The organism is Myroides sp. DW712, assembly GCF_046557355.1.
Taxonomy (GTDB): Bacteria; Bacteroidota; Bacteroidia; order Flavobacteriales; family Flavobacteriaceae; genus Flavobacterium.
On the sequence record NZ_JBKFDO010000009.1, the window covers coordinates 16,321 to 37,607 of the forward strand.

Annotated in this window: 20 protein-coding genes; 18 read left to right on the forward strand and 2 right to left on the reverse strand. The window is 36.7% G+C overall.

Going from position 1 to position 21,287, the window contains the following annotated elements:
• The first annotated feature begins 430 nt into the window (after nucleotides 1-430).
• From ACLJX0_RS08800 to ACLJX0_RS08830, 7 genes are all read left to right on the forward strand, one after another.
• Entirely contained in the window at nucleotides 431-1,318 is an 888-nt protein-coding gene (locus ACLJX0_RS08800; protein WP_410879828.1) for a DNA-methyltransferase, read from the forward strand.
• 7 nt (nucleotides 1,319-1,325) lie between these two features.
• Nucleotides 1,326-4,079: an N-6 DNA methylase gene (locus tag ACLJX0_RS08805; protein ID WP_410879829.1), complete on the forward strand. Its 2,754-nt coding sequence runs from the start codon at nucleotides 1,326-1,328 to the stop codon at nucleotides 4,077-4,079.
• 3 nt (nucleotides 4,080-4,082) lie between these two features.
• Nucleotides 4,083-4,388 carry a hypothetical protein gene (locus ACLJX0_RS08810; RefSeq protein ID WP_410879830.1) on the forward strand — a complete coding sequence of 102 codons (306 nt, stop codon included), beginning with the start codon at nucleotides 4,083-4,085 and terminating at the stop codon, nucleotides 4,386-4,388.
• Between the two features lie 332 nt (nucleotides 4,389-4,720).
• Entirely contained in the window at nucleotides 4,721-6,328 is a 1,608-nt protein-coding gene (locus tag ACLJX0_RS08815) for an FMN-binding glutamate synthase family protein (RefSeq protein WP_410879831.1), read from the forward strand.
• A gap of 578 nt (nucleotides 6,329-6,906) precedes the next feature.
• On the forward strand, nucleotides 6,907-8,547 hold the full coding sequence (locus tag ACLJX0_RS08820) for a gliding motility-associated C-terminal domain-containing protein (RefSeq protein WP_410879832.1): 1,641 nt from the start codon (nucleotides 6,907-6,909) through the stop codon (nucleotides 8,545-8,547).
• A 282-nt stretch (nucleotides 8,548-8,829) separates the two neighbouring features.
• A complete protein-coding gene (locus ACLJX0_RS08825; protein ID WP_410879833.1) occupies nucleotides 8,830-8,970 on the forward strand; it encodes a hypothetical protein in 141 nt (46 codons plus the stop codon).
• A 37-nt stretch (nucleotides 8,971-9,007) separates the two neighbouring features.
• The gene (locus ACLJX0_RS08830) at nucleotides 9,008-9,484 is read left to right on the forward strand and encodes an OsmC family protein (RefSeq protein ID WP_410879834.1); all 477 of its coding nucleotides are present in this window, start codon (nucleotides 9,008-9,010) and stop codon (nucleotides 9,482-9,484) included.
• 18 nt (nucleotides 9,485-9,502) lie between these two features.
• Here ACLJX0_RS08830 and ACLJX0_RS08835 read toward each other — a convergent pair whose 3' ends face one another.
• Nucleotides 9,503-10,375, reverse strand: a complete 873-nt coding sequence (locus tag ACLJX0_RS08835; RefSeq protein WP_410879835.1) for a hypothetical protein — start codon at nucleotides 10,373-10,375, stop codon at nucleotides 9,503-9,505.
• Nucleotides 10,376-10,680: 305 nt separating this feature from the next.
• Here ACLJX0_RS08835 and ACLJX0_RS08840 point away from each other — a divergent pair, with 305 nt between their 5' ends.
• From ACLJX0_RS08840 to pstB, 4 genes are read left to right on the forward strand one after another with little or no spacing between them, the layout of a single operon-like run.
• Nucleotides 10,681-11,556 carry a substrate-binding domain-containing protein gene (locus ACLJX0_RS08840; RefSeq protein WP_410879836.1) on the forward strand — a complete coding sequence of 292 codons (876 nt, stop codon included), beginning with the start codon at nucleotides 10,681-10,683 and terminating at the stop codon, nucleotides 11,554-11,556.
• Entirely contained in the window at nucleotides 11,546-12,436 is an 891-nt protein-coding gene (gene pstC / locus ACLJX0_RS08845) for a phosphate ABC transporter permease subunit PstC (protein ID WP_410879837.1), read from the forward strand. Before ACLJX0_RS08840 ends, pstC begins: the two co-directional genes overlap by 11 nt.
• Nucleotides 12,426-13,283, forward strand: a complete 858-nt coding sequence (gene pstA, locus ACLJX0_RS08850) for a phosphate ABC transporter permease PstA (protein WP_410879838.1) — start codon at nucleotides 12,426-12,428, stop codon at nucleotides 13,281-13,283. Before pstC ends, pstA begins: the two co-directional genes overlap by 11 nt.
• A complete protein-coding gene (pstB, locus tag ACLJX0_RS08855) occupies nucleotides 13,273-14,019 on the forward strand; it encodes a phosphate ABC transporter ATP-binding protein PstB (RefSeq protein WP_410879839.1) in 747 nt (248 codons plus the stop codon). The genes pstA and pstB overlap by 11 nt, the downstream gene beginning before the upstream one ends.
• A gap of 108 nt (nucleotides 14,020-14,127) precedes the next feature.
• Here pstB and ACLJX0_RS08860 read toward each other — a convergent pair whose 3' ends face one another.
• Nucleotides 14,128-14,316: a hypothetical protein gene (locus ACLJX0_RS08860; protein ID WP_410879840.1), complete on the reverse strand. Its 189-nt coding sequence runs from the start codon at nucleotides 14,314-14,316 to the stop codon at nucleotides 14,128-14,130.
• Nucleotides 14,317-14,488: 172 nt separating this feature from the next.
• Here ACLJX0_RS08860 and ACLJX0_RS08865 point away from each other — a divergent pair, with 172 nt between their 5' ends.
• The 7 genes from ACLJX0_RS08865 (at nucleotide 14,489) to ACLJX0_RS08895 (ending at nucleotide 21,282) form a co-directional block, all read left to right on the forward strand.
• Nucleotides 14,489-15,016 carry a hypothetical protein gene (locus tag ACLJX0_RS08865; RefSeq protein WP_410879841.1) on the forward strand — a complete coding sequence of 176 codons (528 nt, stop codon included), beginning with the start codon at nucleotides 14,489-14,491 and terminating at the stop codon, nucleotides 15,014-15,016.
• Between the two features lie 572 nt (nucleotides 15,017-15,588).
• The gene (locus ACLJX0_RS08870) at nucleotides 15,589-16,971 is read left to right on the forward strand and encodes an OprO/OprP family phosphate-selective porin (protein ID WP_410879842.1); all 1,383 of its coding nucleotides are present in this window, start codon (nucleotides 15,589-15,591) and stop codon (nucleotides 16,969-16,971) included.
• Nucleotides 16,972-16,985: 14 nt separating this feature from the next.
• Nucleotides 16,986-17,804, forward strand: a complete 819-nt coding sequence (locus ACLJX0_RS08875; protein ID WP_410879843.1) for a lamin tail domain-containing protein — start codon at nucleotides 16,986-16,988, stop codon at nucleotides 17,802-17,804.
• 5 nt (nucleotides 17,805-17,809) lie between these two features.
• On the forward strand, nucleotides 17,810-18,454 hold the full coding sequence (locus ACLJX0_RS08880) for a hypothetical protein (protein WP_410879844.1): 645 nt from the start codon (nucleotides 17,810-17,812) through the stop codon (nucleotides 18,452-18,454).
• Between the two features lie 2 nt (nucleotides 18,455-18,456).
• The gene (locus tag ACLJX0_RS08885; protein WP_410879845.1) at nucleotides 18,457-18,924 is read left to right on the forward strand and encodes a CYTH domain-containing protein; all 468 of its coding nucleotides are present in this window, start codon (nucleotides 18,457-18,459) and stop codon (nucleotides 18,922-18,924) included.
• An 8-nt stretch (nucleotides 18,925-18,932) separates the two neighbouring features.
• Complete coding sequence (locus ACLJX0_RS08890) at nucleotides 18,933-19,685, forward strand: esterase-like activity of phytase family protein (protein ID WP_410879846.1); 753 nt, start codon at nucleotides 18,933-18,935, stop codon at nucleotides 19,683-19,685.
• 1 nt (nucleotide 19,686) lies between these two features.
• Nucleotides 19,687-21,282 (forward strand): SLC13 family permease, encoded by a 1,596-nt coding sequence (locus tag ACLJX0_RS08895; protein WP_410879847.1) that lies wholly within the window; start codon nucleotides 19,687-19,689, stop codon nucleotides 21,280-21,282.
• Nucleotides 21,283-21,287 lie beyond the last annotated feature (5 nt).

A 21,287-nucleotide genomic window follows, 5' to 3' on the forward strand; every position in this document is an offset into this window, starting at 1 on the left:
CACAAAATAAAAAGGACTTTACTTCTTCCACCGCTAGAATTGGGAATCACGAAATGTTTACTATTTTTGTCGTAGATTGACAAGTCTAAAAAACAAGTCAAATGAAACAATCTTTCGGAGAATATATCAGACAATTACGAACAAAACATAGCTTTATTAACTCATCGCGGTGCTAAATTAAATTTGGACTCTGTTAATCTGAGTAAAATCGAAAATGAAAAACGGGATTTTGACGAAAATCGTTTAAATAAACTAGCAGATATGTTCGACATAGATGTAGAAGAACTAAAAAACAGAGTTTTTCAATGGTTTATCTGCACAAAAGCTTTACAACAGTAGTTGCTCAACAAACGCACTTATTATTGCGGGGAAAAAGGTTAAATACTTACATCAGATTAATGCTAAACAAGAAAGTATCAAGCTCTAAAATATGTCAAATAATTTAAATAAATATCTAAATAAAGTAATTCAAGGCGATTGTCTTGAAGAAATGAAGGGAATTCCTAGTAAAAGCATAGATATGATTTTATGTGATTTACCTTACGGAACGACCCAAAACAAGTGGGATTCTGTCATCGACCTAGATAAACTTTGGACTGAATATTACAGGATAATCAAAGATAATGGAGCTATTGTACTTACCTCTCAGGGAGTTTTTACTGCAAAACTAATATTGAGTAATGAGAAACATTTTAAGTATAAAATCGTTTGGATAAAATCAAAAGCAACAAATTTCCTTAATGCCAAAAAACAGCCGTTGAGAAAGCACGAGGATATTTGCGTTTTTTATAAAAAACAACCAGTCTATAATCCTCAAATGACGAAAGGGGAAGCTTATGACAAGGGATTCAGAAAAGACCAACTCACGGGAAGTTACGGGGACTTTAAATCAAATCACGTCAAAAGTAATGGGAATAGATATCCAACAGATGTTATTGCTTATGAGGAACAGTTTATTGAAGACTTTGTCTATATAAAAACAGCAGAATCTGAAGGCACCGTATATCATCCAACACAAAAGCCAATCGAACTAGGTAGGTACTTAATTAAAACTTTTACGAAACCGGGAGATGTAGTACTTGATAATGCTTGTGGTAGCGGCAGTTTCTTACTTTCAGCAATTCTTGAAAACAGAAACTTCATTGGAATTGAAAAAAATGAAGATGTACATTTACATAAAGTTAAAGAGGTGGACTATATTAAAATTTGCACCGATAGAATACAAGAAATATTAAAGAGCAAGGAAGTAGAGAAATCTACTTTGCGTCTATTTAATGAACCTATAGCAAAATACCATACGTTAAACTATAAAATCTAAGTGCTCCATGGCAAAAGTTACGTATAACGAGAGAAGCTGGGCAATTGATGTCATTAGTGCAATCGAAGTTTTTTTAGCAAATAAAAGTTGGCATTTTAAGGGAGCTGGTGGAGAAAATACTATAAGCACTAATAATAAAAGTCTTTTTCCTGATGTTTTGCTCTTTAAAGACCTCACTAAAAATATAATCGTACAAGGTTGGGAATTAAAAATGCCTGACACACAAATAAATGATGCGGAATTTATAAGCAATGCAATAAAAAAGGCACTTATTTTAAAAAGAGATAGCTTCCTGTTATGGAACGTTAAAAGTGCTGTTTTGTATACCAGAAATGGGAATACATTTAAAATTCTAAAAAGTTGGAGTGATATCAATATTAATTCACGCATTGAAGTAAAACCTAACGAACAAGTTTGGAAAAAATTATTATTTGAAATTCTTACTGATTTAAACAATTTTTTTGAATCAGGAGCAATTGACGAAGTAACTTCAAAAGAAATTTTATCAATTGATGAAGTAATTGATGTTGTTTTAGAAAACACTCATAATACAGCTGAGACATTAAGAATTAGAGCGAGATCTAATCGTCGATTAGATGCTGAAATCAATCTTTGGTGGAATTCATCTTCAAATGAATATGGTTTTGCTTCAAATAAAATTGAACACAAACTACCTACTTTGTCAATGGTAATTTTAACGGATTGGATTTTTAAAATAGTTTTTGCTCATATCTTAAAAAAGCATTTTAACGAAGCAAAAGAAATCGAGAATATTGAAAGGTCAACTTCTATAGTTGATGCTATAGAAATTCTAAAATCTATTTCTCAAAAATGTGATTTCTGGAATATTTTCAGTCCCAATCTTGGTCAGCCATTTATTTCAGAAACAGCTTGGAGTGAATTAACGGAATTAAATCAGTTTCTTTGTACGATAAATATCGAAGCTGTTGAAATTGAAATTCTTCATCAATTACTTCAAAGCACAATCACTACAGCTAAACGAAAAGTTGCAGGTCAATTTTCTACACCCAAAAAATTGGCAGATTTGTTAACCCGCTTAACCATTGACGACAAAACTAAAATAGTAATTGACCCTTGTTGTGGAACAGGTACAATTATAAAACAAGCCTATGAATTAAAAGAAGAATATGAAATAGGACCAGAAGACATTCTTAATAGCATATGGGCATCCGACAAACATTCGTTTCCAATTCAACTTTCCACATTGTCGTTGGCTAAGCCTTCAAATATAGGTAAAATAATAAACGTTTTTAGTTCTGATGTAATCGAATTAAAAATAGGAGAAGTAATAAAATTTCAAGATCCAAATAATGGAGAAATAGTTGAAAAGGAATTCCCAACAGTCGATTATGTTGTTTCTAATTTACCATTCATTGAGAGCAAAGAAATGAAAGTTTTGAATTCACATATAGTAGACATTAACGATTGGATTCAAGAAAAAACAGGTACAACAGAAACACTAAGTGGCAAAAGTGATATTTTTGCATACATTCCTTTTTATCTTCATCAATTTTTATCCGAGAATGGAAAAATCGGACTCATACTTTCAAATGCTTGGTTAGGTACTGATTATGGTGAAAAATTTCTGAAATTTTTCCTGAAATTTTTCAAAATAGAATTCGTAGTAATTTCTGGAAAAGGAAAATGGTTTGATAATGCCAAAGTCGTAACAACGATGTTGGTAGCATCTAAAAAAGATCCTAAAACACCTTCACAAAATAATTATCAAATCTCATTTTGCACCTTAACAAAAGAATTGGAGTTAATTGATAATATAAAAATTTTGAGTGATAATATAATTGTTGGTGTGGAATCAGAAGACTTAATGATAAATAAATATTCTCTAGCACAAATAAACACATTTAAAGAATTTGGGATTCCTTGGTCTGGTTATTTTTCCAATCTAAATTGGGTAAATAATATTAAAGATAAGTTTATTAACACAAGTGATATTTTCCATTTTACTAGAGGAGAAAGACGAGGTTGGAATCCTATGTTTTATCCTGCGCAAGGACATAATATTGAACAAGAATATCTCGAACCTGTTCTTAAACACTTGAGAAATACGACAAATTTAGAATGTGTTTCTAATGCAGAAGCATTTTGCTGTTCTAAAAGTATCGAAGAACTAGAAAATTTAGGTCATAATGGGGCTTTGGCGTGGATTAGATCATTTGAAAACCAAAGAAATGGAACTAATAGACCTTTACCTGAAGTTTTAGCAAAACCTAATATGCATTGGTATGAAATGTCAACTGAAAATATGGCTGACTTTGTGGCTAATGTAAATTATGATAAAAGTCTATTTATTGCAAAATTTGAGAATAGTTCATTTATAGACCAAAGAATGATAGGCTTTTCATTACGAGATAAATTTCAACAAGAAAACAAGACATTATACTTAGCACTTCTTAATAGTACTGCAAGTCTATTTTTGATTGAGAGTTTTGGTTTTGGTCGTGGTTTAGGAGCATTAGATTTAAGAGCAACTAAATTTGAAAAAGACTTTAAGATTTTGAATCCTAACATCTTGACAAATGACCAAAAAATACAGATTATCGAATTGTTTAGTCCAATTATGCGACGAAATAGATTACCACTAGAACAGGAATTAGAATCAGCAGACAGAATTACCTTTGAACACGCTTTAATGGAAATATATGGTATTTTAGAATATTATGAACCTATTAAAACTTCTTTAAAGCAATTGTATCGAATTCGTTTTGCAGTAAAAGATTAGAATATGACATACGACGAAAAACCAGACATAACATTAAAAATGATTATTAACGCTGGAATTATTAAAATCGGAACTAAGGTGTATTCATCGCCGAATAATGAAATAATTGGGACTATAGATAAAGAAGGAGCGATAACACTCAATCTCAATAACGAAATGAAAACTTTTGCTTTTCCTAGTGGAGCTGGAAGAGCAATAACGAAAACCAGTATAAATGGATGGAAATATTGGCGAATTTTAGATGAGGGAATTTATAAGGAATTGAGTTATTATAAGAAAAAATATAAACAAACTGAAAATCAATACTAAAAATCTTGCATATTTGCAATTCGCACAAGTCGAAAAACACAAAAGAACATATCTTTCCCCTTAAAACCGATAACACTCGTTATCGGTTTTTTTATCCCTATCTCCCCTATTTAAAATACAAAATCCCTTTTTCTGCTGGGTATGATCCGAAGATAAGCCCTACATTACCCTTCCTCCCCCCCCTACAAAAAATAAATAATATTTTATTATTAATTTTTAATCTGTAAATTTAGGGTTAAATCATTGCTTCTTATATTAGTTTGAATTCGTTTCAATACGAATCCATATCTTCTATTTTTATAGTCGAAATGATCCTTAAAACCAGGTAAACTATGCGTAAACAATTCGTTATTTTCTCAACTTTACTTTTGATTGTACTGCTTCTACTCTCTGTATTTTTAAATAAAAACTGGAGTATTTTTTTCGCCATTACATTATTCTTTGTCCTTATGGGGTATCAAGACATGTATCAGAAGAAGCATACACTGAGACGGATTTACCCTATTTTTGGTCGACTTCGCTATGTGATGGAAGAACTTCGTCCGAAAATGTATCAGTATTTTATTGAATCGGATACGGATGGTAAGCCAATCAGTCGTATTGACCGCGCAACGATTTATCAACGAGCTAAAAAAGAATTGGAAACGATTCCTTTTGGAACCCAATTAGACGTATATGCGGAAGGGTACGAATGGATGTGTCATTCTATTGCTCCAAAAGCATTTGATACCTTAAATCACAATCCTCGCGTACTGTTTGGCAACAAAGATTGTAAGCAACCGTATTCTGCTAGTATCCTCAATATTTCAGCCATGAGCTTTGGTTCTTTAAGTGCTCAGGCTGTGGAAGCCATGAATGGTGGTGCAAAGTTAGGTAATTTTGCCCATAATACAGGAGAAGGAGGAATCAGCCCATATCATTTGAAATGCGGAGGCGACTTAATTTGGCAAATTGGTACGGGATACTTTGGATGTAGAGACGAACATGGCGCCTTTGACGCTCAATTATTTGCTGAAAAAGCGAAATTACCTAACATTAAAATGATCGAGTTGAAAATTTCGCAAGGGGCTAAACCAGGGCATGGTGGAATACTTCCTGCCTCAAAAAACACGGTCGAAATTGCGCAAATTAGACACGTGAAACCGCATACGATTGTCGCTTCTCCTCCTTATCACTCTGCGTTTAATTCGCCCTTGGAATTAGTTGAATTTATCAAAAAATTAAGGGATTTATCGGAAGGTAAGCCTATTGGTTTTAAACTGTGTATTGGCCATAAGGCAGAGTTTATATCGATTTGTAAGGCAATGGTTCATTTAGATACGTATCCTGATTTTATTACGGTAGATGGTGGAGAGGGCGGAACAGGAGCGGCTCCTCAAGAGTTCTCTAACTATATGGGTGCCCCGATGCTAGACGGATTGGCGTTTGTACACAATATTTTAACAGGCATGGGAATCCGCCAACACATTAAGATCATCGCTTCTGGAAAAGTAACCTCTTCGTTTCATATCGCCCGAGCCATGGCTTTAGGTGCAGATACCTGTAATGCAGCTCGCGCAATGATGATTGCAGTCGGCTGTATTCAAGCTCTCTTGTGTAATACCAACCGATGCCCTACTGGAATTGCTACGCAAGATCCTAAGCTGACTATAGGCTTGGATGTGGCAGACAAAAAAGTACGAATGGCTAACTATCACAAAGGAACGATTGAGAGTTTTGTAGAATTATTAGGTGCTTCCGGGCTAGATGATATGAAAAACATTACCCGCAGCCATATTTATAGACGAGTTGCCTTAAACGATATGTTGACCTATGAAGAAATTTTTCCTTCTGTAGAAGTGGGGGCTTTACTTTTAGGGAAAATTCCCGACAGATACAAACAAGATTTTAATCACGCCAATATGAATCAATGGGGGATTTCACCTCAAAAGCAGGCGTAGTTTCGGTCACAGTTTGTGAGCGTAACTGCCCGATATTGGGGGTTCGTTTTTTACCCCCATTCGTTTTTTATCCTACTTGAGCTAGAGTCCTAAATAATCCACTAGCAACGTGGACATCAGTCAGAAAAACAGAATTATTTTTTATATTTCAAGAATAAATACTCTATTTTATTCCTTTTTATTTATATTTGACTAATCAGTAATAAGGAAATCATACCTTATTACCGATTTTCATTACATAATCCTATATTTCAGCAACAAACGTTGTGTTTTTGTTTAGATACAAAACACAAAACCAACGCTATTGACGCTAAAACAACTCCCAATACGCGATTATGACCGTCTCCCTTTCGCACTTTTCTACTCAAGAGAAACGAACTCCATTGGCTTTAGAAGCCGTTGTAATGGAATCTTCTCCTACTAGAATTAGTGTAAGAAATACCCCTGCACCTTTATCGCTTTCTATTTCTGATTCCCTACTGGTACCAGTGGGACTTTGTAATGGCTAGTAAGATAAAGTATTGGTGCATTGTATCTTTTTTTTTAGTCTCCCAATCTAAATTTAAAAATACATTCACATGAAAAACAATATTCAATTAACCGCCATCCTCTTATGGGGATTTCTTTCTTTTTTCGTTTACAGTCCGCTTAGCTATGGCCAAGAAAACTTAGTACTCAACCCTAGTTTTGAAGGGGTACATCTCGATAGCTTATCCTGCACTTATTATCAATCAAATACTCGTTTTAATTCAGCTATAGCACATTGGACCAATCCAACAACAGCAACCACAGACCTTTATCATATGAGTTTAGACGATATCTGTACCATGTATCCTTTTGACGTTCTCAATCCAGCCGCTGTTCAACCAAGAACTGGAGATGCCATGGTGGGACTGGTTCTATATACGGAAGAATTGCCAGATACGATAGAACCCCTCGAATATAAAGAATATGTACAAGGTCAACTAAGAGAACCTTTAATTGAAGGGGTAACTTACTTGGTTCAGTTTTATACTATGATGGGAAAAAGAAGTGTATATTCAATAAACAACATCGGGTTTAAGTTTTTGGAAGAACCTTATTTTCAAAATAATCAAAGTACTATCCAACTAACTCCAGATTTCAATTATCCAGCTGTCATCGATCTCAATGAGAAATGGACGCTTATTGAATTTGAGTATACAGCTCCGACGTCTGGCCTACAATATTTTATCATTGGTAACTTTTTTAATGCGCATGAAAACACTATTCAACATCGCGATGTTTATTCTCGGGATACTTCGGCTTACTACGTCATCGACGATGTTGCTGTTATCAGTTACGCTCCCTCTTTTGATCCAATAGGGCCCTATTGTAGCAATACCGTTTTTACACTACCCGTAACGTCCAAAGAAGGATATACGGGCACTTGGACTCCGCAAATAAACAATCAAGAAACGACCACATACACCTTTATACCGGATCACCCAAAGTCAACGCAAACGACACTAACAGTTGAAATTATTCCTCCTACTGAAGATCTCCACTTTGACCTTGAAACTACGTTTTGTAAAGGAACGGAATTTTCTTTACCTCTTATTTCTAAAGAAGGAATTAAGGGTACTTGGACTCCTGCTATTACTACACAAAAGACAACAACTTATACGTTTTATCCTACAGAAGAAAATCCCTGTTACCGACCTTTTACTGTAAAAATAAAAATTCTTCCCTTACCAAATTCCTCCTTGGAATACTATTGTAAAGACGAAGAGTTACTAATCCAAGCCATACTCCCTCTCGAAGACAAAAGCACGATTCTGTCGTGGCATATTAACGACCATCTTATCGAAGATACCTCAACGGTAATAAAACTCGCTGACTATACTGCTATTTTACCTACAGGAACAACAACTGTCAAAGCTACCCTTGTCAATGAAAATGGTTGTACTTCCCTAGTTAGTCTTGCACTAGATGATATTCGACAGTATTGTTTTATTCCTAAGGGAATCTCTCCCAATGGAGATGGCAAAAATGATTTTTTTGATCTACACACTTTTGGGGGTGTATCCCTACAAATTTTCAATCGTTATGGAATGAAAGTATATGAGCAAACGAACTATACGAATCAATGGGAAGGACAATCGAACAATGGGACTCCCTTACCTTCTGGCACTTATTTTTACCAATTTATCACTCCACTAAAAGAACATCACAGTGGATGGGTGGAAGTGATGCGCTAATTTTATCAACAATCGCTCCCTAAAGCGTATAAAAGTATTGTTTTTGGTTATTCCTCGTTGAATGGTAAGCTTCTAATTCAAAATTAAAATTCTCCTTAGCTTGTCTATTTCCATGGAGGAATAACCATTTATCTCAATATATAGTCCATTGTGGATCAAACGTTGTATATTGATATACTTTTCATGTATTGTGTACTTCATGGTCCCTCTATTTTTTCATACTGGACTAGGAGGGAATACCCATTTATTCCTACTTTTATCCCTTCAATACAGGATTCATTTATGAGTAGAAATACCCCAGCAAATCGCAAAGTCGTCAAAGATAAACTAGCAAAAAAGAAGCAAAAAGAGCAAGCGGCAGTAGCCAAACGCAAGGCCCTTTTAAAAGAAATCAAACAGCAAGTTGACGCTAAAAAAGAATAGATTTAGTAATTTACTTTTCACTTAACTCGACTATCCCATGAAAGAACACCACTACCAAGCCACTGTAGAATGGACAGGAAATACCGGTGCTGGAACCAATCACTACACCCAATATGAACGCAGTCATCACATCCAAATTGAGGCTAAGGCATTGATTGAAGGCTCTGCTGATTCTGCATTTCGAGGAGATGCTACCAAGCACAACCCGGAGGATTTATTCGTATCTTCGCTTGCTTCTTGTCATATGCTTTGGTATTTGCATTTTTGTGCAGTAAATAACATCATCGTAGAAACCTATGTCGATACTGCAACGGGAGTTATGGTGGAAGAAAAGGACGGCAAAGGTTATTTCACAGAAGTTACCCTCCACCCTATTGTTCCGGTTCAATGCCAAGAAATGGTTGCTACAGCCTTAGTCTTACACCAAAAAGCCCAGGCGTACTGTTTCATTGCCAATTCTGTCAATTTTCCCGTGCTACATCAACCTGTGATTTTGGTTGCTCATGCACAGTAACTTGGTAGGAATAAAAAACTAAGGTTCTATTTTAGGATACGACATCAGCACAAAACTAACAGCTAAACCAATTCCCATAGAGCCGAAAACCCAAAGAAACTCACTTCCCATTCGCCTGTTGAATGGTTCAGTATGCGCCTTAAAAACTACTGTTTGCAAGGAATCATCTTGTCCTATACTACGTAGTGCTTGGGCGAATCCTTCTCTATCTTTTGAGGTGTCCATGCGTTCTAAAAAAGTGAATTGTCGAAAATCAGTCCAATTCACTTCTGCTTGGATTTCTTTTCGCATTTGATTAAAGAAAAAATGCCGCTCCTTGGCGTTTGTGGGACCATTATAGCTTTTTTTATACACCCTACCCATCCAATATAGGTGATCTATGGTTCCTGCGTCGCCATAGCGCTTTGTAATGGGAAACAAAATATATACTTTCAGAGATAATTCATTACTCGTTTTTCCATAGACCTGTTGCTCTTCATACCTGGCTAACTGTGTAGTATCAATATGATAGCGATTTAATGTGTAGTACTTGGATTCTTTTTGCTGGGTAAGTTGATTAATATCCTCTAACGCAGTCAATTGCCCTGTAGCCTTGCTCAAATAACTCTGTGCAATTATAGTAGGAATAGCAATAGTCAAGGTAAAAACAACATAATAAGCTTCTCTCCATTTCTTCTGCTTACCATACAACCGTTTTACAGTAGGTCTTAGTAGGAAAAAAACCAATACAATAGCGAGTAAGAAAGGAACATAACATCCCAGCACATCTTCTCTAAACTTTAACGAAAGGAAAAACATACTATGCACAAGCGAATACAAAAACAGAAATCCCAAGGTTATTCCCAGTAAAGGAAGGAAAACTAAGCGTATTTTAAGTGTTAGGTCTTTCATTGTTAACATGGATAAGTAAAAGGAAAACGTTACTTCTGGTAAAGCTAAATGGTTTTAGTAGAACAAAAAAGCAATTCCCATTCGTTTTTCCACAACCTAGCATTTCATGGAAGCGACTCACATTCCAAGTTGAGCTACAATCTTCACGTTCATGTTCATTTTCGGTCTGCTATGATCACACAAAACCTACCTATTTAACCACTAAGCAACCACGGTATTAAATCCATTCTCTTTTCCTCTATACTTAACATATTGATAATATTGAAGTAACCTTTACATTAAAAGAAACAATGTCATTTGTGGTAATGAAAAAGCTATACATTCTTACTCAACAAAGCCTGCTGATTCTCTCCACTGTATTCTTTTTTTCTTGTGGAGATCAGAACCATTCCATTAAGATGAAAGGATCGGATACGGAAGTAAACCTTGCCGTAAATTTAGCAGAGCAGTACACCACAGCGGATGCGAACTTCAGCATTGCGATATCGGGTGGTGGCTCTGGAATAGGCATCACCTCCTTATTAAATGGTCAGGCTGATATTGCCAATTCCTCTCGTCCTTTATCGGACAAAGAAATCGAACAATTTGAAACTAAAAACATCAAAGTTCGCACGGTTATTTTTGCAGAAGATGCGACTGCTTTTGTGGTTCATAAAGATTTACCGATTGAATCCATTGACCTAGAAACGCTCGCCAAAATCATGAAAGGAGAAATAACCAATTGGAAGCAAATTACTACAGTCGATTTACCAATCAATATTTACGGACGTCAGAGTAGCTCAGGAACGCATTCCTTCATTAAAAAGAAGCTCAAAATAGAGTTTTCTAATACAGCGAAAGAGATGACGGGTAATGCTCAGATCTTGGAGGGGATAAAAACGGACAAATCGGGCATTGGCTACGTTGGTGCAGGGTATATTTCTCATGAATCCGCAACCAGTCCAACAGTTAAAGTTCTCAACATTCAGGAAAACGCTACTTCACCTGCTTATTCGCCCGTTGATGCCCATGCCATCAACAACAGCTTATACTTTTTCCAGCGGCCACTCTATCAGTTCATCTTAGAAGATTCTTGGGAAAAGGTACAACCCTTTATCGATTTTGAACGCAGCGAGAAAGGAAAACAACTGATTAAAGAACACGGGTACTACATCATAGAACGATCAGAAAATGAAATATAAAGTTAGAATAAGTTTAGATATTGCTTTTAAGTATATCTTCAAAGCAACTGGCCTATTAGTCCTATGTTTACTAGGTGGAATTTTGGCTCTCTTGATTTACAATTCGATTTCCTTTTTTATGGATGTCAAACCCCTTGATTTCATCACGGGTATGGAATGGAATCCAACAGCTAAGAACCCCGTATATGGGATGCTGCCTCTAATTTTGAGTACAACCTTAGTTACATTTGGAGCTATGATAATTGCCATTCCTTTAGGGATAGGCACAGCTGCCTTCATTTCGGAATATGCGGGATCCCGACTAAAGAACATACTCAAGCCTGCTATTGAAATGCTTGCCGCTGTTCCTTCAGTTGTCATTGGATTTTTAGGTATTGTTGTGGTGAGTCCTGGTTTAGCAGATATGGCAGGGCTACCTAATGGATTGAATGCCTTAAATGGGGCTATTCTATTAGCCGTAATGGCCTTACCCACGATTATAACCATTGCAGAAGACGCCATTCATGCAGTACCAAAGACCTATAAAGAAGCTAGTTATGGAGTTGGTGCAACCAAATGGCAAACCTTGCGCAAAGTAATTATCCCCGCTGCAGCTCCTGGAATTATCTCTGCCATTATGTTGGGCGTTGGACGTGCCATTGGAGAAACCATGACGGTACTCATGGCTACAGGTAATGCAGCCTTGATTCCCAAAGGATTCTTCGATTCCGTCAAAACCATGACGGCTACCATTGCCATTGAAATGGGAGAAGTTCCCTACCAGACTACGCATTACTACGGATTATATGCACTAGCCACTGTCTTATTCTTTATGACTTTAATTGCCAATCTCGTAGGTGAATATTTTATCAACCGTTTAAGAAAATACCATGCAGCTTAATAAATTTAAACTATCTTCTATCCTAGAATGGGGAACTTTAGTAGGAACAACGCTTATTGTTTGCTTCTTTTTGGTTGTCATCATTTTAGAAATTGTTACCAAAGGCGTGGGAAGTCTCTCTTGGGAGTTCATTTCAAGCGTTCCTAAAGAAGGTATGACCAAAGGGGGAATTCTTACTCCTATTATTGGAACCGTCCTGATTACGTTGATTACCGCTCTTTTTAGTATTCCTTTTGGTGTATGTTGTGCTATCTATTTAAACGAATACGCAGAAAACAATGGGTTGACTCGTATTATTCGTGCAGCCATACGAAATTTATCAGGGGTTCCCTCTATTATCTATGGACTATTTGGCTTGGCTTTATTTGTTCAAACCTTACAATTGGGAACTTCTTTATTAGCAGCAGGGTTAACCTTAGGCTTACTTTCTTTGCCTTATATCATTACAACAACGGAAGAAGCCTTGATGCAAATTCCCAATAGCACACGAGAGGCCGCTTTAGCCGTTGGAGCAACTAAATTTGAAACCATCAAAGATGTGGTTATTCCTTCAGCGGTACCTGGAATTTTAACAGGGGTTGTCTTAACCTTGTCCAGAGCGGCTGGAGAAACGGCTCCCATCTTATTTACTGGAGCAGCCTTTTACATCAGTGACACCAATGGATACCTCAACCAAGAGTTTATGGCCTTGCCCTATCACCTCTATATGTTATCTACCCAACACCAATCCATAGACGAAGTACGACCTATTGCTTATGGGACTGCCTTAGTCTTGATTATCGTGGTGTTTTTATTAAACTTAAGCGCCTTTTATATCCGTTATAAATTCAGAAAAAATGAAAACTAAATTAGCAGCGAATCACTTAAACATAAGTTTTGGAAGCAAACACGTGTTAAAAAATGTAAGTGTCGAATTTGAAGAAAATAAGATTACGGCTTTAATTGGACCGTCAGGTTGTGGAAAAAGTACCCTATTAAGAAGCTTTAACCGCATGCACGACTTAGTACCTTATGCTAAGATTCAAGGTTCTATTACCCTTGAAGAGCAAGACATCTATGCTAAAAATATACCGGTAACCGAAATTCGTAAACGCATTGGCATGGTGTTTCAAAAAGCAAACCCTTTTCCAAAAAGCATTTATGACAACATCGCTTATGGTTTAAAAATAAACAACTTACCACACGACAAAAGTGTCATTGAAAAAGCACTCACCGAAGCTTTTTTGTGGGATGAAGTCAAAGATGATTTAAAAATGCCTGCACATCGCTTGTCGGGAGGACAACAACAACGCCTTTGTATTGCCAGAGCAGTAGCTTTACGTCCAGAAGTAATCTTAATGGATGAACCTTGTTCAGCCTTAGACCCTGTGAGTACCATCAAAATTGAAGAGCTCATTCTTCACTTAAAAGAAAAATACACCATAGCCATTGTGACCCACAACATGCAACAAGCGCAACGTATAGCGGACCATACTTACTTTATGTATTTGGGCGAGGTGAAAGAAAGTGGATTAACACAGGATATTTTCGAAAATCCAAAACATGAAATGACAAAGAACTACATCAATGGAGTGTTTGGGTAAACAATGTTCCCTTATAGCCCATCGCGATAGAATAAAACAAAAAAGGCTTGGTGTTTAGCTAATAAACACCAAGCCTTTCCCTTTCTTTTCGTTGATTCACTATAACTCTTATTGTGTCACTTCTAGTTCAATAGTATTGATCCACACTCCGTTTCGATCGTGACTTTGTTCAAAATTGCGCAACATAAAGGCAGTATCATATCCTACTTTTTTATTGTAGTACAACTGCGTATAGCCCTTTTGTGCATAGCCTGCGTTGCTCAGCACTACAATCAACCCTATAATGTACTTTTTCATCTCTACTTTGGCTCTAATAATGGAGTCTAAATTACTAAAATAACCAATTTACTGTTCAATTTTTTATATCTTTATTTTATTGCAGATGAAGCACAAATCCCATGAAAGAAGGACGAAAACCTCCTTCCCTACAGGATGTCAAACTAAACTTATTAACCTATACAAACCTATCATGGACAAATACAAAGAAAATTTTGAAAAAGGTCCCCAGCACTACATTCAATTGTTAGAAGAAATTAATTGGTTTTCTAGCCCGTATGTAAATAAAGAAGAACTCCTAACAACAATTGAAAATTGTACATTTCCTCCTTATTACGGTACTTATTTAGCGCAATATGCCTTTGATTCAGAATACGATGGATTAGATCTCTTAGAAGATGTCTTGAACTATATTCAACAGGTGATTCCAACCTTTCAATTTGAAATACAAACGGATAAAATTTTAGTTTCATTCAGTGACACCACCTATTCTATTCCTCTGGATATCGCGTCATTTGAACTTGGCGAAAGTCCTACTAACTTTTTTGAACTAGCAATCAATCCACTATTAGAACAAGAAAAATCAGCCTATTTCTTTTATGAACTGCCTCCTGCTGATCAATGTTCATCTCTTGTTTTTGCCAAGCCAGCGGTTTATAATCAAGCCTTAGAACGAGGGGTTATTCCCGATTTTATGGGTTATTATGCTATTAATTATTAACAGATACCTGGGCTGATTACGGTCTAGTTTAACCATACGCTAAACGAGAGGGATAAGTACCTCCTCCTTCTTGTTTAGTTTTCTCCTTTGTATTGTTTTCTCTTTTATACAAAATGACAAAATTTCCCTTCTTCTATATTTTATATTATTATTTTCAAATACAATAAACGAACCACCTTAAATCACCCTCACCTCGCGATTTTTTTCCTGCTATAGCGCAAAAAACAAATCAAAAAGAGACAAAACTTTAATTCTAACGAAAAAAAAGGGGCTTAACTCCCTATCAATCAGGCAGAAAAAAAAACTTCTAAAAATGAGAAATACGCAAAAAATATCCAAATCACAATTTACATAAATTAAATAATAAAAATTAATTAACTTTATATATTAAAAACATTCTAACACCAATTATAGTTAATTAAGTAAATTATACACAAAAATAAAATACTTACTATCTATTAAAACTAAAAAAAACTATTCAATATATAGCACTAACTTTATGTTAATTAACGCCAACCTAGTAAACGTTGTGCGATTAATGCAATTGAAGAAAGTATTAACATTTTTATGCTATGAATAGGTTCATAATTTCGCTATCGCTCGTATCTTTAAGTATGAGTGGATATGCACAAGTAGACAATGACTCCATCCGTTACAACCAGTACGGTATCGAGGTTGAACGAATTCCTTTACAAGCCGAAGCAAGAAACGGAATTTTAGTTTTTGAATCGGTAAATGAGGATTACAAACTATGGTTAGATTTCCGTGTCAATGTGGATGGGGCAGCTTTTTGGGGTGAACATCGCGATTATGATCCCATTGGAAACGGCGCACGCATTCGACGTGGGCGAGCAGCAATCAAAACCTATGTAACCAAAGATTGGTATGGGGAACTTGATTTAAACTTTGCGGATGGGAAGGTAGAGTTAAAAGACGCCATCATTCGCTATGAAGGATTTACCAATACGGAACTTCAGGTGGGTAACTTCAAAGAGAACTTCTCTTTAGCGCGTAATACTTCTTCGCGTTACCAACAGTTTATGGAAAGACCCATGGCTGCACAGGCCTTGGCCCCCTCGAGATCTCTGGGGATTAATGCCAAATATCAAAAAAATTGGTTGTATGCTTCGGGAGGAATCTTCTTCCAACAAGTAGATGAAGGGGAAACGGCAGACTACGTGGATGACAACAACAAAGACTATGGTCGAAACCAAGGGATGTCCTATACTGGAAAACTTATCTTTCAACCCTTGTACAACTATAAAGATATGGCGCTCCATATTGGTACGGGTATTTCATACCGCACACCTAAAACAGATGTGGATCCAGCAAAATTCGGGGGATCTCGATTCAGTACGCGTAATAGTACTTCCATCAACCGAAAAAAATACTTGGATACGGGGGTGATTCCAGAAGTTGATTATGATTTAATCTATACATTTGAGCTTGCAGGAGCCTACAAAGGTTTGCGTTTTGAAACAGCTTTTATTCAAAATGACACCCATATTAAATCTACTGCTCCAGAAACCATTGACAAAAGAACTAAAAGCTTTAAAGGGCATTATGTACAAGCCAGTTACTTGCTCTTTGGTGGTACGCAACACTATGACTATTGGGGAGGTAAATTCTCTCAGGTGCAACGTGGAAAAGCATGGGGAGATGTGGAACTAGCTTTGCGTTATGATCACCTTAATCTCAACAGTAAAGATATTTATGGGGGTGCTTCAGAAGCTTATACCGTGGGAGTAAACTACTATGTGAACAACAATGTAAAACTAGTTTTGGACTACCAATACAACAACAACGACCGCTATGCCAACGGAAAAGGAAAACTTTTTGTTGGACATGATGTTCATGGTGAGCCAACAAAAGATCCAACAAAAGTAACCGAATCCAAAAGAAAAGGAGGCGTTGACTATAGTATGCTAGCCTTTAGAGTTGAAATTGTATTCTAATATTTAAAAATCACATGAAAAAATTATATATTTTATTCTTCGTTCTTCTAGGTATCACTTCTTGTGTTAAAGACGAAGTATTTGAAGGTCCTGCTGTTATTGAATCGGTGACGTACGCCCCACAAGAAGTTACCTCGACAGATGAGGTAACTGTAACGGCTAAGATTGTAGATCTCAAGGGAATTCAATCAGCAACATTAACGTATAGCATCGAAAACAAAAACGTTGAGGTTGCCATGAAAGCTGGAGAAAACAATACATTTACAGGTATAATTCCCGCTCAGCCAAATAAAACAAAGGTAGAATTGAGCGTAACTGCAATCAATCAATTTAACCTAACAACGACCGCTAAAAAGCAATCGTATAAAGTTAGTGATGTCATCGTTGATTACAGCATCATTAGACTGAACGAAATTGATGCCAATTCTAAATCAATCGAGCTGTTTAATGCGGGGACTGAACCTTTTTCATTAGAAGGTTTTAAACTAGTCAAAAATAATGACGGCGACTGGTGGGTAGGTTCGGCTGCAAGTGGAACTATTGCTCCTGGAGAATACGTAGTGATTATACAGAAAAACCCAGACAATCCAGAACTTTCAGGAAGTAGTGGTATTTCGGCTAAACAGGCATTAAAATTTGAGCTATTCGCTCCTTCAGGTAAATCTATTGGTCTTTTCTTACGAGGTTCTGAAGACGAACTAGGGAAATCAATCAGTGATACGGCTCCAAATTCGTACCAAATCATTCCCAATGCCACAGGTAAATGGAAACTCGCTCCACCAACCATTGGTCAAGCAAATGCAACAACGGGAGAAGAAATACCAAACAAATAAATAAGATGGAAAAGAAAGAACAAATTGAAATTGGTGCAATTTCAAAACCTCGATTTGAATTTAGATCCTTTGGGCAAAACTTTGAACAGGCTCATGCTCGAATGGCTCGATTTTCAGTACCAGTTCCTGAAAAAGTTTGGGAACGTCACAGTGATGAAATCTACATTTTATCCCGTAAAAACGACATCAATAATACCAAAATTAGAGATGGTAAAATGGATATCAAAACGTTCGTTCAAACCGTAGATGGATTAGAACAATGGAATCCGCTCATGAAGGGCGAATTTCCCATCAGTAAAACTGTTTTAGAACAAGAGGTTATCCCTGCATTTATGGTGGATTTCCCTCCTTTGACGAAAGACACTTATACGTATGAAGAATTCATGAGCTTGATTGAAAAACATCCCGATTTAGCAGCGGTACGCGTACACAAACAACGCTTTGGTTATATGGTGAATGACACCCTATGTGAAGTAGCCAATGTTTTAATTAACGGGGCTAAAGTCGTGACTATCAACAGCGAATCTACTGAAATAGACGATATTAAAAAAACATTAGAAGACACCGGGTTAACGGGAGTTGAAAATATCAACTACCTTCAAGCGATTAAACGCGTAATCGGTATGATACATAAACCTTTAGCAAATTAGTTATGGCACAAGAAATTGAACACAAATTCCTGGTAAAGGGAGATTTTAAAAAAGATATTTTCAAAAGTACACACATTATACAAGGATATTTAAGCTCCGTTCCAGAACGAACTGTACGCATTCGCATCAAAGATACCCAAGGGTTTATTACCATTAAGGGACTAGGTACTGACAATGGTTTGAGTCGTTATGAATGGGAAAAGGAAATTCCTTTAGAGGAAGCTAAAGCCCTGTTGAAAATCTGTGAACCAGGAGTGATTGACAAAGTGCGTCACTTGGCAAATATTGATGGTTTTATCTATGAGGTTGATGAATTTCACGGGGATAATGAAGGATTAACGGTTGCTGAATTGGAAGTAGAAGAAGTGAACACTACTTTTTCAAAACCCGATTGGTTAGGAGAAGAGGTAACGGGTCAAGCGAAATATTACAACTCCATGTTAATGAAAAATCCATTTAAAAATTGGTAACAAAACGAATGAGCAATCCTTTTTATCTTGTATTGCTTCTTTTATTCTTTCAATCTTCAAGAGCCCAAGTGGCTCTTGAAGATTCTTTTGTCTCTACTCAAGATGAAATTAATCGCTATCAAACCAAAATTAATGGGTTTAGTGGATTAATATTCGATGAAACAGGTGAAGGATTTTATGCAGTAAGTGATTATGGACGAATAGTCCGAATTGATTTTCAAGGTAAAACAATTGAAAACCTGTATAAAAAAGGGGGAGATTTAGAAGGTATTACCCTTGATCCACAATCTTCGACACTCTATGTTGTAGACGAAAAAAAAATGAGGGTTCTCCGACTCAATAGAGCGGAAAAAAAGTTGGAATCTGTACTAAAAATAAAGATCCCCAACCTCAAGCGAAATAAAGGGTTAGAAGCAATAGCATATGGACGAGATACGCTGTATATCGGCAATCAATTTACGCCCAAACGACTTTTTAAATATGCCTTAAAAACGCAAACGCTTACTTATTTCGATTTAGAATACGGAGGATATTTATCGGATTTATTTTATGATGATACGGATCAAACGTTGTGGATTGCCAATTCCAAAGGAAAGGTAATTTACCAATATGACCTTCATGGTACACTCCTCTATCAACAGTCTATTCCTTTTGTGCAAAAAGCAGAAGCATTAGTAGTAGATCGAAAAAATAAAGTGATGTGGATTGGCTGTGATTATACGGGCCTCCTACATCAAGTAAAACTGAAAAAACAAGATTGACATGACAGAGCCCCATACAAAAGATCTCTTAGACATGAACAACTACTCCATTGAGAAATTGCCAAAAATGGAGAAGAGTAAAGTGGAGAAATTAATGGCTAAAATTGGAATTCCATTGGCCTTATTAGCCTTTGTATTCATCTACTGTTTCGCTAACATTTCCTTTTTGGATACCTTGGATCCCTCTACCCTAGCAGACGGAGCTTTAAAGCGATTCAACGTAATTGGACCGGAGCAATTTATCCGTATTAACTATGCCATGTTGGCTATTTTTATTGCGGCCATTATCCTTTGGATTACGGAGGCTATTCCCAACTACCTCACCTCCCTCCTCTTAATTCTTGGAATAGTACTCACCCAGGTGACTACAGATAAGGTTGCCTATGCACAATTGGGGCACCCCGTGATGTGGTTGAATATCCTATCGTTTGTTCTGGCCAGTATGCTTGTAAAAACAAGAGCAGCTAAGCGATTCGCCCTCTGGTTCGTCATCCGATTTGGAAAAAATGCCTTCTGGGTAATTTTGAGTTTTATCATCATCAACGTCGTGCTTTCCGCTTTTATCTCTGCAACAACAGCTAAAGCAACTATTTTACTGCCTATTTTTATGGTTATTGCCGCCATTTATGGAGCTACTGGAGGAGATAATCGCAACAATTTTGGGCGAAACTTAGTCTTACAGAATTTATTTCAAATCAATATTGGAGCCTCGGGATTCCTAACTGGGTCAGGAGCGAACCTATTAGCGGCTTCTTTAATTGCAGGTGCCATGGGATGGGATCTATTTAGCTACCAAGATTGGTTTATCGCCGCTTTTCCCTTGGCAATTATCCTTATTTTATTAGCTTGGTTTGTGGGATCTAAAATCATTTTCCCCTTACAAAAAGGTGAAGATAAACCACAAATTGAAGGAGGAATTGCAAAGTTGAAAGTAGAATATGATGCTATGGGAAAAATGACACTAGCAGAATACAAGGCTATTGCTATTTTTGTTGGGGTTTTACTACTTTGGGCCACAGATAAACAGCACGGAATCAACCAAACTGCAGTTGCCTTTATGGGGGCTGTCATCGCGCTATTTCCTGGAATTGGTGTGGTAAAATGGAATGACGTAGATATACCGTGGCATTTGATGTTATTCTCTGCTGGTGCTTATACCTTAGGTGCAGGATTAGACGCTACAGGATTGCCTAATACCCTTGTTGAAGTGGTTTTTGACGCTATGGCCATCGATCAAGAGACCCCGTTCTGGGTGCTTTACTTTATCCTCACGGCCTTAATGTTGTTTAGTGCAATTCTCTTCCAATCCAAAACTATGCGTGCGCTAATTTTTATTCCAATCGCCATTGGGGTAGCACAGAAATTTGGTTATTCTGTACTCAGTTTATCCTTTCCTGTCGCTTTACTCATTGAACATGTATACGTTTTACCCTTTAACAGTAAACCCGCAGCCTTACTTTATACCACCAATCAATACAGCTGGAGTGATACCTTTAAATTTGGATTTACCATGATGTGTATTTCGTGGTTCATGATTATTATTTGGGGAGAAACCGTACTAAAATGGCTCGGTTATACCGAAGGGTTGTTTTTTTAACATAC